The organism is Haloparvum alkalitolerans, from assembly GCF_055381565.1.
Genome location: NZ_AP043938.1, coordinates 1442434 through 1456177, shown reverse-complemented (window position 1 = coordinate 1456177; position 13744 = coordinate 1442434). Strand labels below are relative to the sequence as shown.

Below are 13744 nucleotides of genomic sequence, written 5' to 3'. Positions count from 1 at the left end.
GAAAGGCGGGTCGGAGCGAACGCCGCGGACCAGCGTCCGCGGGCTCGCGCGTGTTGTGCGGTCGTTGCGTTATCACCTCGTTTTGTCGATCGGTTGTTGTCTCGTGATCCGTTCTCGTTCCGTCTTCGACCTTGCGCACCCGAATGATTGGACGTTTCGTATTTGAAGCTTGTCCTTAAACATCCACAAGGGATGGCCGATCATTAGGAAAGATACCGTGGCCGTTGGCGGTATCGGGTGCGACACGTCAAGAAACGTGTCCGTCGGGTGCGGTGGGGTTTCGGGATTGAGCAGCGCGGTCCGGGAGGCCGGCGGCCAGCGGCGATTGGCCAGCGGCCAGCGGCGCTCCGCACTCGCGACACGGCCCGCCGCGGCCGCCTGTGCACGGACGGCGTCCAGGTGGACAACCCTTAGTAGCGCGGGGCGGCCAGCAACGGTATGCACGTAGTGGTCATCGGCGCGTACGGGAGCGCCGGCGCCGCGGTCGCGGAGGGGTTGTACCCGCACGTCGGGAAGCGCGTCGAACAGCTGACGCTGATCGACGACGGCGACCCGGGCGGCGGGCTCTGCATCCTCGAGGGGTGTATGCCCTCGAAAGAGCTCCTCTCGGCGGCCTCGCACCGCTATCAGGGGCGCGCTGACGGCCGGCTCACGGGCGAGCCGCACGAACTCGACCTGGAGCAAGTGGTCGAGGAGAAGAACGACCGCACGCGGGGGTGGGCCGGCCACCGCCGCGACTCGATCCACTCGATGGCCGAGGACGACGACGTGGAGTTCATCCACGAGCCGGCGACGTTCGTCGACGACCGCACGGTCGAGGTGGACGACCGCGTCATCGAGGCCGACTACGTCGTGATCGCGACCGGCTCGGTGCCGAACGTCCCGGAGGTCCCCGGCCTGGACGCGGTCGACTACTACACGAGCAAGGACGTGCTCCACGCGACCGACCTGCCCGACTCCGGCGTGGTGATGGGCTTCGGCTACGTCGGGCTGGAGCTGGTCCCGTACCTCGCGGAGAACGGCGTCGACCTCACCGTGGTCGAACACGACGAGCGCCCCATCGACGAGGCCGACCCCGAGTTCGGCGACGCCCTGCTGGACATCTACGCCGAGGAGTTCGGGGTCGACGTGGTCACCGAGGCCTACGAGGAGCGCGTCGAGGCGACCGAGGAGGGGGTCCGCCTCCACCTCACCGACGTGAGCGGCGACCCCGAGCGCGGCGACCCGGACCCGGTCGACGCCGAGGCGCTGTTCTGCTTCACCGGCCGCGAACCGAACCTCGACCGGCTGGGCCTGGAGAACACCGCGTTCGAGCCCGCGGAGGGCTGGATCGACGCGACGATGCGCCCGCCGAACGCAGAGCGCACCTTCGTCGTCGGCGACGCAAACGGCCGCGAGCCGATCCTCCACGTCGCCAAGGAGCAGGGCTACCTCACCGCCGAGAACGTCCTCAGCCACGACCGCGGCGACCCCATCAAGCCCTACGGGAACGTCCACCACCACGTCATCTTCTCGGGCACCGGCGTCTACCCCTTCGCGCGCGTCGGCCACACGCCCCGCTCCGCGGTCGAGGCGGGCCACTCCGTCGTCACCGCGACCCGGCAGGCCTCCGACGACGGCGTCTTCAAGTCGAAGGACGTGCCCCACGGCCTCGCGCGCATGGTCGTCGACGCCGAGGACGGCACCGTCCTCGGCTGGCAGGGCCTCCATTACCACGCGGACGTGATGGCCAAGACCCTCCAGATGGCCGTCGAGATGGAGCTCGACGTGCGCGAGATCCCCGACCGCGCCTATCACCCGACGACCCCCGAGATCCTCGACGGCCTGATCCGGGAGTGCGCGGCCGGCGTCGCGGACGAATAGGGCGAATACGGGGTTGAGGCGCAAGACCGAGATCGGTTCCCAGGGGTTGGCCGTTCGGTGTGCGGTTTTTCTGTCTCAGTTGCTGATCCTGCTGTTGGGGACGGCAACACCCAGAAAGCCCCAGTCGACTCTCTGTGCGATGTTTGTGTGACTGCTGTTGATCCTGCTGCTGGGGACGGCAACGCCCAGAAAGCCCCAGCCGACACTCTCAGCTACGTGTGCGGTTTTTCTGTCTCAATTGCTGATCCTGCGGCTCCGGACAGCAACACCCAGAAAGCCCCAGTCGGCTCGACCCGCCGGGTTCCGGCAGACGGTCCGGGCTGCCTGCGGTGGCGGGCTGCCGGGCTGCGACTGCCGTCGTCCCGCTCGTTCCTCGCGGGACCCTCGCTGCGCTCCTCGCTCTCCGCAACGCCCGCTGCGGTGCTTGAGGCGCCGGGACCGGATCGAGTCAGCTGCCCCTTTCAGCCCCACCCAGCACCGCAAAGCACCGCAGCCTCACGCCTCCCCAGCCTCGGCGGTGGCGCGGCCGCGAAACCGCAACGCACAGCAGGCGGCCGCGCCGCCGCCTCCCTCGCGCACGTTCCTCGCGCGCGCCGACCGCATCAGCACCGCGACAGCACCGCCACCACAACAGCACCGCGGCACCGACACAGCATGCAGAAAAGCGGTCGGCTAATCCTCCGGAAGGTCCACCCGAAGACGTCTCAAAAAGGCCCGAGTCGTCAGTCCGCGGCGGTCGGCTCGCTACCGTCGTCGGCGTCGGTCGCGTCATCGGCCGCGTCGGGGGCCGCGATCGCCCCGCTCGTCTCCAGCGCCTCCAGCAGCAGTTCGGCCACGTCGACGACCTCGATCTGGTCCTCGAAGTCGCCGGTCTTGCGGCCGTCCTCGAACATCGTCGTGCACATCGGGCAGGCGACGACGAACTTCTCGACGGCGGCGCCCGCCTCGGTGTCCTCGACCGCCTCGCGGAGGCGCTCCTCGCTCGGCTTCACCTCCTCGTCGTGCTCGGTCCAGAGCCCGCCCCCGCCGCCGCCGCAGCAGAAGGAGTCGGCGCGCGAGCGCGGCATCTCGTAGAGGTCCGCGCCCGTCGCCCGGATCAGCTCGCGGGGCGCCTCGTACTCGTCGTTGTACCGCCCGAGGTGACAGGGGTCGTGGTAGGTGACGGTGTAGTCGAGCTCGTCGCCCGAGAGGCCGAGCCGGTTCTCCGCGACGAGGTCCTCGACCACCTGCGTCCAGTGGGAGACTTCGATCGCGCCGTCCGCGTTCCAGTCATCCTCGTACTCGAAGGGCATCATGGGGTCGTCCGCGAACTCCGCGAAGTCGAGCTCCGGGTACTCGTTTTTGATCGTGTTGTACGAGTGCGGGTCCGTGCAGACGATCTCGTCGAACTCGCACTCCTCGAACGTCTCGACGTGGTGGCCGGCGAGTTCGAGGTAGAGGAACTCCTCGCCGATCCGGCGCACGTCGTTGCCGTCGTACTTCTCGTCGTCGTAGAGGATGCCGTACTCCACGTCCGCGGCCTCGAACAGCCGCGCGAGCGCGCGGGCCACCTTCTTGTTCCGGTCGTCGTAGCTCGGGTAGTCGCCGACGTACCAGAGGTACTCCACCTCCGTCTCGCGGGCGTCGGTCACGTCGAACTCGAGGTCGTCGGCCCAGTCGCCGCGGGCGCCGGGCGCCTCGCCGAAGGTGTTGCCCTTCTGCATCACGTCCTGGAACACGTCCTGCAGGTTGCTGTCGACCGCGCCCTCGTCGACGAGCTGGCGGTTGAGCCGCGTGATCGTGGTGAGGTGTTCGATCTCGACCGGGCAGGCGTCCATGCAGGCCATACAGGACATACACGACTCCATCGACTCCGCGGCGATGACGCCCCCCTCCTCGGCGACGATGGGGACCGACTCGTCGCCGGCGACGCCGCCCGCGACCGGCCAGTCGGCGTCCGCGTCCGTCGCGGCGCCCTCGCCGCCCGCCGCGGCCGCCGCGCCGCCGTCGGTCGCGACCGCGCCGCCCGCGCCCGAGACGGGGTCCTCGTCCACGGACTCGCGGTACGCCTTCAGGTCCAGGATCACGTCGCGGGGGTCGAGGTTCCGCCCGGCCGCCTTGGCAGGACAGACCGACGAGCACCGGCCGCACTTGGTGCAGGCGTCCTGATCGAGTAGCTCCTTCCAGGTGAAGTCCTCGAGCGACTCGGCGTTGGTGTGGTCTAAGTCCGCGGGGACGTTCGGGAGCCGCGCGCCCGCGTCCTCGTCGCGCGCGACCACGTTCGCGAACGAGGAGATCATGTGGAACGGCTTCGCGTAGGGGACCCACGCCACGAACCCGAGCGCGAGCAGCGCGTGGGACCACCAGACCGCGGGGTAGACCGCCTCGGCGCCCGCGGCGGTCAGTCCGGCCGCCGAGAGCGCGTTCGCCATCGAGAGGCCGACGAAGCTCACCGTCTCGGTGGCGCGGGCCGGTTGACCCAGGATCCCGACCGCCTCCGCGAGGAAGCCGCCGACGCCCAGCAGGAACAGCGTCCAGACGAAGGCGTCGTCCTCCAGCGAGGTGTGTTTCCCCCACAGCCGGCCGTCGCGCTCGCGGTAGCGCCGGGCCAGCGCCATGCCGACGCCGACGACGAACAGGAGGCCGAACGCGTCGACCGTGAACTGGTAGGCGAGGTAGAAGGCGCCGACGAAGAAGGAGTCGCCCGTCAGCGGCCCGTAGACGTCCATGTCGACGAAGAGGATCGTCGTCGCCATCAGCAGGGTCAGAAAGCCCCAGAGGACGAACGTGTGCATCACGCCCGCGTAGGCGTCGCGGTCGAACTGCTTCTCGTTCGTGGCGACGACCTTCGTCGCGGTCAGCACTCGGTTCGGGAGGTCAGCGAGGCGTCCGGGGTCCTCGCGGCCGTCCGCGTAGCGCCGGAACCGCGCGTAGACGCCGTACAGAAACACCAGGCTCGCCAGCGCCGCGAGGTAGTAGAAGACGGCCTTCCCCGTCGGACCGACGGTCCAGAACGTCTCCCGCGTCGCTCCCTGCAGAACTGTCATACTCGATCACCTGCTTACTGACGGGTTAAATCTTGTCACAAACGGCCAGTCACGCGCGGAGAAACGGGACGACGGCGGCGACCAGCAGCGCCGCCGCCAGCGCGACGGCGGTGAGGTCCCGCCGCCGGAACCGCAGTCGCGGCAGCGTCGGGTTCCACGCCAGACACCGCGCGTTGAGCGCGAGCGCGAGCCGGTCCGCGCGCGCGAACGCCCGCCGCAGGCCCGCGGTCGCCACGATGCGCATCCGGTCGCGGACCGGGAGCGCCCCGCCGCCGCGCGCCCGCATCCCCTCGCGGGCCGCGACCAGGTCCCGCTGGAGCAGGGGCAGGAACCGGAACACGAGGCCGACGCCGATCCCGAGGAACTGGCCCGTCTTCCCGGGCACGGTCCGCTGGACCGCGGCGCGCGAGTCCCGGACGGGCGTCGACCGGACGTACGCGCCCGCCACCAGCAGTATCAGCAGAACGCGGTAGCTCGCGAGCCCCGCCCGGAACGCGCGGTCGAGTTCGAACCACGGCGCGCCGAGCGTCGCGCCCGCGATCAGCGGCGCCGTCAGCAGGAACGGCGCGGCCCACCGGTACCCCCACGCGACCTCGCGCACGCTCCCGCCCGCGGCGCGCACGCAGGCGACCGCCAGCGCCGACAGGACCGCGAGCCCCCGCGGCGTCGTGTGCGCGTACGCGGCCGCGGCGAAGGCGGCCTGCACCAGCAGTTTCCCCCGGGGGTCGAGCCGGTGCGCGAGCGAGTCGCCCGGGACGAACGCGAACATCAGGGGACCAGTCCCGAGGGGTCGGCATCCGGGCGCCAACCGTCAGGCACGCGAACGCCGAGAGTCTCGTCCGCATCGAGTGCAGCGACCGCCGACTCGGGGTCCCCGTCGACCGCTATCTCCCCGTCCGCGAGGACGACCGCGCGGTCCGCCAGCGCCAGCACGTCGCGGAGGTCGTGAGTGACGACGACGATTCCGGTTCCCGCGGCGTGGAGGTCGCGGAGCCGGTCCAGCACCGCGCGCCGCGAGGGGTCGTCGAGGCCCGTGAAGGGCTCGTCGAGGACGAGGTGTTCCGGCTCCATCGCCAGCGCGCCGGCGATCGCCAGTCGCTCGCGCTCGCCGCCGGAGAGCGCGTCGACGCGCTCGTCCTCCCGGCCCGCCAGCCCGACGGCCGACAGCGCCTCGCGCGCCCGGCGGTCGACCTCCGCGTGCGGCAAGCCGAGGTTCTCGGGACCGAAGGCGACGTCCGCCCCCACGGTCGCCGCGACGATCTGGTCACGCGGGTCCTGAAACACCATTCCCACAGCGGTCCGGGCGCCGACGAGGTCCTCCGCGACCGGGGTCCCGTCGATCCGCACCTCCCCGGAGTCGGGTTCCGTCAGGCCGTTGAACGTCCTGACGAGCGAGGTCTTCCCCGACCCGTTCGGGCCCGCGAGCACGAGGAACTCGCCGTCGTCGACGGTCAGGCTCACGTCGTCGACCGCCACGGTGTCGCCGCGTCGAACGGTCACGCTTCCGGCCGCGATCACGATTAGGCGGCCGTGACGGCGTCCGAGCGCACGATCCCGACCGCGGCGGCGATCTTGATCCCCTCGGCGGGGACGAAGACGACCGCGCCCTGCAGGACCGCCTCCGCCAGCGTGAACTCGGGGATCACGTAGTAGAGGCCGAGGACGCCCATCGCGTAGATCAGGACCGTCCCGGCGACCATCGCGCCGACGAGCGTGGGCAAGCCGACCGCGCCGGGGCCGCGGAGGTCACGAAGCTCCGTCCCGCGGTGGACGACCGCGCCGATCAGGGCGGCTGCGAGGGGGTACGACCAGAGATAGCCCGCGGTCGATCCCACGAGCGCGCCGAATCCCGCACCGCCGCTGGCGAACACCGGCGCGCCGAGCGCGCCCGCGAACAGGTACAGCGCCAGCGCGACCCCGCCCCACACGGGGCCGAGCATGATTCCGGCGAGGAACACGCCGAGCACCTGCAGCGTCACCGGCGCGGGCGAGACCGGGTTCGGGAACGATACGTACGCGAACGCGCCCACGAGCGCCGCGAACAGCGCCGCGCGGGCGAGGTTAGCCGCCGCCTCGTCGCCGACGAGGTCGACGGACTCGGTCTGCGTCTCCATGTCCCCCGCTCCTCGTAAACTCACTTGAGAACTTTGGTTTACGAGAGCGGCACGCGATCGGCGAGCTATCGCTTCGCCCAGAATCCGGTCAGCAGCCTTTTGTGGCCCGGAAGCCGACAAGTACGCATGGACGAGAAGACGGAGGAGCTCCGCGACATCTTCGTCGACGCGACGGGGTCGGAGACGGTGACCGAGCGACAGGAGGAGTCGCCGGGGTCGCTGGCCGACCGCGACGAGGCCTCCGTCGAGGAACGCCTCGCGGAGGTGGTGGCGGCGATGCGCGACCGCGACGCGTTCGCCACTGACCTCGACGACGCCGCGCTCCGCCGCGTCGCCCGCGGCCACTTCGCCGGCGAGTCCGACGCCGAGATCGCGGCCGCGGTCGACGCGACGGCCGACGACGTGTTCGAGGCGCGGATGGACCTCCACCTCGTGAGCGAGGCCGACCGCGACGCCCCCCTCGACCTGGATGCCCTCCGCCGACTCGACGCCGAGGGAGTCCCGGTCGAGGAGCGCGCAGACAGGCTCGACGCCGACCGCGAGACGGTGCGGCGCTACTCCGCCGTGGTCGCGGCCGACCGGGCGGCCACGCGCGCGAACGAGCGCTTCCGCGACGCGTTCCGCGAACTGCTGACCGACGACGACCTCTCCGAAGCGCACGCCCGCGACGCCCGCGAGGACGGCCTCCGCGAAGCCACCGAGGACATCGAGACCGACGTGTCGCTGTGAGGGCGGTCGCGTCCACCCCCGATTTTCCGTGACCGCGACGCACCCCGATCCCTTTCACCGAGAGCGCGGCAGCCCCCCCGTGATCGCGTTCACAGACCTCGGCCGGGCCGCATTCTGTCCCAGACAGCTCTACTACGTCCGCCGGGACGCCGCGGACGCCGGACGCGCCGGGGGCGACCGGAGCGACGCCGACGAGGATCCCCGGCGCCCGCCGCCGGAGGCCCGCGAGCGGATGGCCCTCGCCTTCCGGTACCCCGACCTCCGAACCGCCGCGGACGACCGCCTGCGGACCCTTCCGATCGCCGTCGACCCGGGGACCTACCGGCGGAATCTCGACGCGCTCGCCGACCGGGACCCGTGGGACCGGCTCGTCGACCCGGCCCGCGAGCGGGCGTTCCTGTCGGGGAGGGACTGCCACGGGATCGCACACAAAGTGCTCCGACCGGCCGACGAGCCGTCGGCCGACCGGGAGTCGCGCGACGAGCCGCCGGTTCCGACCGTCGTCTCGCCCGGCGATCCGCCCGAGTCGGGGGTCTACGAGCCGCAGGCGGTGCGGGCCGTCGCGGTCGCGAAGGCGCTCGCGTGGGAGCGTGAGCGCGAGGTCCCCCGCGCCTTCGTCGAGTACCCCGGTCACGCGGTCGTCCGTGAGGTCCGGCTCACGACGCGCAAGAAGGCCGCCTATCGGCGGGCACTCCGTGCGGCGCGGAGCATCGACGGGCCACCGCCCCGGCTTCGCGGGGACCCGAAGTGCGACGCCTGCGACTACCGCGCGGAGTGCGGCACGCGGACGCGGTCGCTCGCGTCGCTGCTGGGACTGTGAGCGCGGGGGAGCGGCGGAGCGCCCGAGGTCAGGGGAGCAGGACGCCGTAGTAGGGGCTGACGAACCCCTCGATCAGGCCCGCGACGAGCAGCACTACACCGACGCCGACGAGCACCCGAAACGCGCGCTCGAAGGCGTCCGCCAGGTCCGCCCGGGCCGCGCCGCCGCGCCACGTCCGCCAGCCCGCGCGCCCGAGCCACACGCCGACCGCACCGGAGACGACCAGGGCGGGGATCTCGAGAACGCCGTGCGGGGCCACGAACGTCGCCAGCGCGACCGGGTCCGTCTCCAACCGCGTGAGCACCGCGAGCAGGAAGCCGTTGAACGCCAGCGAGACGAGCGACGGGACCGCCAGCGCGACGCCCGCGAAACCGGTGCCGAGCGCAACCGTCCAGTTGTTGGCGAAGAACTCTACCGCCGCGACGGGCGGGACGTGCCCCTCCAACCGCGCCGCGATGGAGGCGTCCACGACCCCCACGAGCGGCTCCGCGAACGCCCATCCCGCCGCGAAGCCGCCGACGAGCGCGCCGGTCGCGAGGAGGTGAGCGCCGGGCGTCGCGCGGACGAACGCCCGCAGTTCGCGGAGCCCGTCGAGCACGCCCGCTCGGAACTGGTCGACCGGCGATCGGTCGGGCGCGCTCATCGGGTCCACGCTCCCGCGCCACCCGCCGACGAGCCCGACCTTCACGAGGTGGAGGATCGGCGGAACAACCAAAAGCGTGATCAGGCCGACGCCGCTGGGACTGCCGGTGGCGGTCAACGCGCCGGCGGTCGAGGAGACCGCCAGCACCGTCCCGAACGCCAGCGCGTAGTAGCCGGCGGCCTCGAGGGGATTCGCGCGCAGGAATCCGAGAGCGGCGCGCAGGCTTCCGACGACGCCAGCGTCGTCGACGACCAGTAGCACCGGCGCGAACGCGAAGACCGCGCGAACCGCGAGGGCGAACCCCAGCCACAGAAAGCCGGCGCCGAGGCCGACGAGCGCCGCCGCGATCGGGGAGGCGACCGCGAGGGCCGCGACCAGTCCCGCGACGACCGCGAGCGAGCCGACGGCGAGGAAGAACTCCAACAGCAGCAGTCCGAGCATGGCGACCCAGTGACCGCGGATGCCGGCGATCCCCGCCGTTCCGGCCCGTTCATCGCCGAGGTGTCCGACACAGGCGGCGTACTGGCCCGCGGTCGCGCCCGCGTTCAACACGACCGCCACCGCGACCGTCGCGAGGACGGTGCTGCCGAGCAGTGCCAGCGAGACGGGGTCGAGAACCTCGGCCAGCAGGGCCCCCACCTCCCCGCTCCACTGCTCGAACGCCGTCGGCTCCGCCTCCGGGTCCGGCATCGACCCGTCGAGACCGGCCAGCCCGTCGCGGAGCGTCGCGAGACGGCCGGTCGACTCCAGATAGAAGTAGACGGCCACGAGGCCGGTGAACGAGACGACGCGAGCGATCGCGGGGACCGCGGCCCCCAGCACGTAGAAGGGGAGGAGGTCGGCGGGACGGCGTCGGAGGGCGGCGACCGTCGTGGAGACGGCGGTCGAGAGGTCCATGCCGACCGATCGTCGGACCGACACTTAAACGTCGGCGTCGGTCCGGTCGGAGGTCCCGTCTCCGGTCTCGGAGGGCTCCCCGTCCTCGCCGCCCGCCCCCGCTTCCGTGCCGCGTTCGGCCATCATGTCCGCGGCTCGGGGAGCCCAGTCGGTGTACGCGAAGCCGGCGGCGACGACCGCGGCCATCCAGACGTACGCCAGGAGGACGCCGACGTAGGTCCCCGACGGACCGAGTCCGAGCGTCTCGCCGAGCAGCCACGAGAGGCCGAGAAAGAGGCCGAACATCCCGGTGACGCGTGCCAGAAGCGGGATCCGCGTCTCGCTGGCCCCCTGCAGCGACCCCGATAGCGCCGAGAAACAGACCAGCGCGGCCGCGGAGAGCCCGTAGACGCGCGCGAAGTCCACCGCGTACTCCAGCGTCGCGGGGTCGTCGCCCCCGAACAGTTCGACGACGGTCGGGTGGGTGACGACCGGCTCGGCGGCGAGCGCCAGTCCGACGCCGATGACGCCGACCGTGGCGACGCCGAGGCCGGCGACCGCCCAGCCGTTGAACCGCGCGCCCTCGGGGTCGCCCTCGCCGAGCGCCTGGCCGACGAGGACGGAGGCGGCGACGTTGTAGCCGCGCGAGAAGGGCCCGGTCACCTGCTGGTAGACGCGCCGGCCGAGTTGGAAGCCCGCGTTGACCGCTTCGCCGAAGCCGAGCAGGAGGGCGTTGAACGGGAACTCCGCGATCTCGGAGCCGAACCCCTCGATGGTTCGCGGTGCCGACACCCGGACCAGCTGTTTGGCGAGCGTCGGGTCCCGCGGCCGGGCGAAGTTTGCGGGCGTCCACGTGCCCGCGATGGCGGCGACCAGCAGCCCCGCGGTGAGCACGTTCGCGCCGGCGGTGGCGAGGCCGACGCCGAACACGCCGAGGTTCGGCGCGCCGAACAGCCCGAGGCCGAGCACCGCGGAGCCGACGATGTTGACGGAGTTCGCCGCGACGTTGACGTACATCGGCGTGCGGGTGTCGCCGGTCCCCTGGAGCGCGCGGGCACCCACGAGCGCGACGTGTCTGGCAGGGGCGGTCGCGAAGACGACCGCGAGGTACGTCGAGCCGAGTCGGACCACCTCGGGGGGCGTCTCGCGGCCGACGATGGTCCCGAACACGTCGATGGCCGCCTCGCCGTACAGCAGGCCGAACGCGACGAAGGGGAGTCCGGCGAGCGCGCCGATCAGGATGGCCTGCGTCACCGCCTCGTCGCGGTTCTCCGTCGCGCCCGCGCCGGTGTCCTGCGAGGAGAGCGCGATGGAGCCGCCGCCGAGTCCGAGCCCGATCCGAAGCGGGAAGCGGGCGTACAGGTCCGCGAGCCCGATGGCGACGACCGCGGCCGGCGAGATCAGCGCCGTGATGATCACGTCCGTCGTCCGCATCGCGGTGCGGAACGTCTGCTCGGCCATCACGGGCCACGCGAGCGCGAACACCCGCCGCCAGACGCGTCGCACCCGCGGGAAGTCCATGACCGGACGCTCGGCCGCGGAGGGTTTGACGCTACCGGACCCGGAGCCAGAAGCCGGTTCGACGCGATTCAGCGACACGGTCCGGACGAACGTTCAAGCCCCGTGCCGCCCCAGCGTCCCCATGGACGTCTTCGTCTACGGGACGCTCACCGCGCCCGACCGCGTCGCCGAGGTCCTCGACGCCTACGCCTTCGTCGGCGCCGCGCGGCTGGAGGGGCTCCACGCGGTCGAGGGGCGGTACCCGACGCTGGCCCCCGGTGGCGCGACCGGCGGTCGGCTCCTCAGGACGGACGACCTGGCCGCGCTGGACGCCTACGAGGGAGTCGACGAGGGGCTCTACGTTCGCGTCTCGGTCCCCCTCGCGGGGAGCGACGACCATCCCGACGACGCCGCGGTCTACGTCGGGGACCCGGACCGACTCGACGCGGACGTCGTCTGGCCGGGAACGGGACCGTTCCCGGAACGAGTGCGGGCGTACCTCCGAAACAACGAGGTGCACGTCACCGTGCCGCCCGAGCGATGAACCCTCACGGCGCTGCGCCGGACGTCGGCGACCGCGGAGTCGAGCGCGGACGAGCCGGGATCGGACGCGAGCAGGCCGGGCCAGCCGCGGCTCGTCCGGAGTCGACCGCGGCCCGGCGACACCGTCGGTTCACCGGAAACACGGTTGGATGACGAACGTCTGACGGCGGGCGTGAGGCCACGCAGTCGGTCGATTACACTTTCACCCCGGAGGACGTATCTTTATAATGCCGGAGGCACTCGATCCGGATGCACGTCACACGCGTGCATTCCCCCTTTCCCCTTATTCCCCCTTTCGCGCTCCGCCAGCATCGGCGGCGTCCCGGACACCGAAACGCTTAGTCGGCGGGCTGGGGTCTCCCGATCCATGCTCACGCTGTCGGACGTGCAGGCTGCTCGCGACCGGATCGACGGCGTCGTCCGTCGGACCCCGCTCGACTACTCGCACTCCTTCTCGGAGATGACGGGCGCGACGGTCCACACCAAGATGGAGACGTTCCAGCGGACCGGCTCGTTCAAGATCCGCGGGGCGATGAACCGCATCGCCACGCTCTCCGAGGCCCAGAAGGAGGCCGGCGTCGTCACCGCCAGCGCCGGCAACCACGCGCAGGGGGTCGCCCTCGCGGCCACGCGGGCGGGCGTGGACGCGACCATCGTGATGCCGAAGTACGCCCCCGTCTCGAAGGTGAAGGCCACGGAGGGGTACGGCGGCAACGTCGTGCTTCACGGCGTCGACTACGACGAGGCGCAGGCGCACGCCCACGAGATCGAGCGCGAGGAGGGCCGGACCTACGTCCACGCCTTCGACGACCCGATGGTGATGGCCGGGCAGGGAACCATCGGCCTGGAGATCGCGGAGGACTGTCCCGAGGTCGATACGGTCGTCGTCCCCATCGGCGGCGGCGGGCTCATCGCCGGGATCGCCACCGCGGTGACGGAGACGCTCGACGACGTGCGCGTCGTCGGCGTGCAGGCCGAGGGCGCCTCCTCGGCCGCGAAGTCGCTGGAGAAGGGCGCGGTGACGGAGATCGACAGCGTCGACACCATCGCGGACGGCATCGCCACGCGCTCGGTCGGCGAGCGCACCTTCGAGGTGATCCGCGAGCGCGTCGACGAGGTCGTGACCGTCTCCGACCGCGAGATCGCGCTCGCGCTCACGCTGCTTCTCGAACGCTCCAAGACGGTCGTGGAGGGCGCGGGCGCGGTCCCGCTCGCGGCCGTCCTCTCGGAGGCGTTCGACTACGACGACGGCGAGACGATCGTCCCCGCGCTGTGTGGCGGCAACATCGACATGAACCGCCTGACGACCATCGTGATGCGCGGACTGGTCCAGATGGGCCGCTACCTGAAGATCAAGATGGCGCTGAAGGACCGCCCCGGCGAGCTGGAGACGGTCGCGGGCATCGTCGCGGACGCGGGCGCGAACGTCTACGCGGTCCACCACGACCGCACCGCCCGCGACGTCGCCGTCAACGCCGCCGAACTGGAGCTGGAACTGGAGACCCACGACGAGGACCACGCCGCCGAGATCGTCGGAGAACTGGAGGCGCACGGCTACGACGTCGACGTGCTGGTCTGAGTCGAGGGCTCGGCCGGATCCCGGTGGTCGCGAGACGGCGGGGCCGTGGCT

11 protein-coding genes are annotated in these 13744 nt (G+C 71.7%); 5 read left to right on the top strand and 6 right to left on the bottom strand.

All coding sequences use genetic code 11. The features are described from left to right. Nucleotides 1–438: 438 nt before the first annotated feature. The gene (locus ACZ432_RS09640) at nucleotides 439–1863 is read left to right on the top strand and encodes a dihydrolipoyl dehydrogenase family protein (protein ID WP_426962510.1); all 1425 of its coding nucleotides are present in this window, start codon (nucleotides 439–441) and stop codon (nucleotides 1861–1863) included. 722 nt (nucleotides 1864–2585) lie between these two features. Here ACZ432_RS09640 and ACZ432_RS09635 read toward each other — a convergent pair. The 4 genes from ACZ432_RS09635 to ACZ432_RS09620 are packed head-to-tail and all read right to left on the bottom strand — an operon-like array spanning nucleotide 2586 to nucleotide 7003. Then, entirely contained in the window at nucleotides 2586–4889 is a 2304-nt protein-coding gene (locus ACZ432_RS09635; RefSeq protein ID WP_426962511.1) for a (Fe-S)-binding protein, read from the bottom strand. A 49-nt stretch (nucleotides 4890–4938) separates the two neighbouring features. Continuing rightward, a complete protein-coding gene (locus ACZ432_RS09630; protein ID WP_426962783.1) occupies nucleotides 4939–5661 on the bottom strand; it encodes an energy-coupling factor transporter transmembrane component T family protein in 723 nt (240 codons plus the stop codon). Beyond that, on the bottom strand, nucleotides 5658–6389 hold the full coding sequence (locus ACZ432_RS09625; RefSeq protein WP_426962512.1) for an energy-coupling factor ABC transporter ATP-binding protein: 732 nt from the start codon (nucleotides 6387–6389) through the stop codon (nucleotides 5658–5660). Before ACZ432_RS09625 ends, ACZ432_RS09630 begins: the two co-directional genes overlap by 4 nt. 20 nt (nucleotides 6390–6409) lie before the next feature. Continuing rightward, nucleotides 6410–7003: a biotin transporter BioY gene (locus tag ACZ432_RS09620; protein ID WP_426962513.1), complete on the bottom strand. Its 594-nt coding sequence runs from the start codon at nucleotides 7001–7003 to the stop codon at nucleotides 6410–6412. Between the two features lie 126 nt (nucleotides 7004–7129). Between ACZ432_RS09620 and ACZ432_RS09615 the strand changes: the two genes are divergently transcribed. Together ACZ432_RS09615 and ACZ432_RS09610 are read left to right on the top strand one after the other, a co-directional pair. Further along, the gene (locus ACZ432_RS09615) at nucleotides 7130–7732 is read left to right on the top strand and encodes a conditioned medium-induced protein 4 (RefSeq protein WP_426962514.1); all 603 of its coding nucleotides are present in this window, start codon (nucleotides 7130–7132) and stop codon (nucleotides 7730–7732) included. Nucleotides 7733–7811: 79 nt separating this feature from the next. After that, complete coding sequence (locus tag ACZ432_RS09610) at nucleotides 7812–8552, top strand: hypothetical protein (protein WP_426962515.1); 741 nt, start codon at nucleotides 7812–7814, stop codon at nucleotides 8550–8552. A 28-nt stretch (nucleotides 8553–8580) separates the two neighbouring features. Here ACZ432_RS09610 and ACZ432_RS09605 read toward each other — a convergent pair whose 3' ends face one another. Both ACZ432_RS09605 and ACZ432_RS09600 read right to left on the bottom strand, forming a co-directional pair. Then, nucleotides 8581–10092, bottom strand: coding sequence for a stage II sporulation protein M (locus ACZ432_RS09605; protein WP_426962516.1), 1512 nt, complete (start codon nucleotides 10090–10092; stop codon nucleotides 8581–8583). A gap of 24 nt (nucleotides 10093–10116) precedes the next feature. Next, nucleotides 10117–11592 (bottom strand): MATE family efflux transporter, encoded by a 1476-nt coding sequence (locus tag ACZ432_RS09600; protein ID WP_426962517.1) that lies wholly within the window; start codon nucleotides 11590–11592, stop codon nucleotides 10117–10119. Between the two features lie 121 nt (nucleotides 11593–11713). Between ACZ432_RS09600 and ACZ432_RS09595 the strand changes: the two genes are divergently transcribed. Next, complete coding sequence (locus ACZ432_RS09595; RefSeq protein ID WP_426962518.1) at nucleotides 11714–12115, top strand: gamma-glutamylcyclotransferase family protein; 402 nt, start codon at nucleotides 11714–11716, stop codon at nucleotides 12113–12115. 366 nt (nucleotides 12116–12481) lie between these two features. Further along, on the top strand, nucleotides 12482–13693 hold the full coding sequence (ilvA, locus tag ACZ432_RS09590) for a threonine ammonia-lyase (RefSeq protein ID WP_426962519.1): 1212 nt from the start codon (nucleotides 12482–12484) through the stop codon (nucleotides 13691–13693). Nucleotides 13694–13744: the final 51 nt, after the last annotated feature.

What these genes read in the sequence shown, in the direction of transcription:
- ilvA (WP_426962519.1), top strand. Translation starts at nt 12,482, where the DNA reads ATGCTCACGCTGTCGGACGTGCAGGCTGCTCGCGACCGGATCGACGGC.
- ACZ432_RS09615 (WP_426962514.1), top strand. Translation starts at nt 7,130, where the DNA reads ATGGACGAGAAGACGGAGGAGCTCCGCGACATCTTCGTCGACGCGACG.
- ACZ432_RS09605 (WP_426962516.1), bottom strand. Translation starts at nt 10,092, where the DNA reads ATGGACCTCTCGACCGCCGTCTCCACGACGGTCGCCGCCCTCCGACGC.
- ACZ432_RS09600 (WP_426962517.1), bottom strand. Translation starts at nt 11,592, where the DNA reads ATGGACTTCCCGCGGGTGCGACGCGTCTGGCGGCGGGTGTTCGCGCTC.
- ACZ432_RS09640 (WP_426962510.1), top strand. Translation starts at nt 439, where the DNA reads ATGCACGTAGTGGTCATCGGCGCGTACGGGAGCGCCGGCGCCGCGGTC.
- ACZ432_RS09595 (WP_426962518.1), top strand. Translation starts at nt 11,714, where the DNA reads ATGGACGTCTTCGTCTACGGGACGCTCACCGCGCCCGACCGCGTCGCC.
- ACZ432_RS09635 (WP_426962511.1), bottom strand. Translation starts at nt 4,889, where the DNA reads ATGACAGTTCTGCAGGGAGCGACGCGGGAGACGTTCTGGACCGTCGGT.
- ACZ432_RS09620 (WP_426962513.1), bottom strand. Translation starts at nt 7,003, where the DNA reads ATGGAGACGCAGACCGAGTCCGTCGACCTCGTCGGCGACGAGGCGGCG.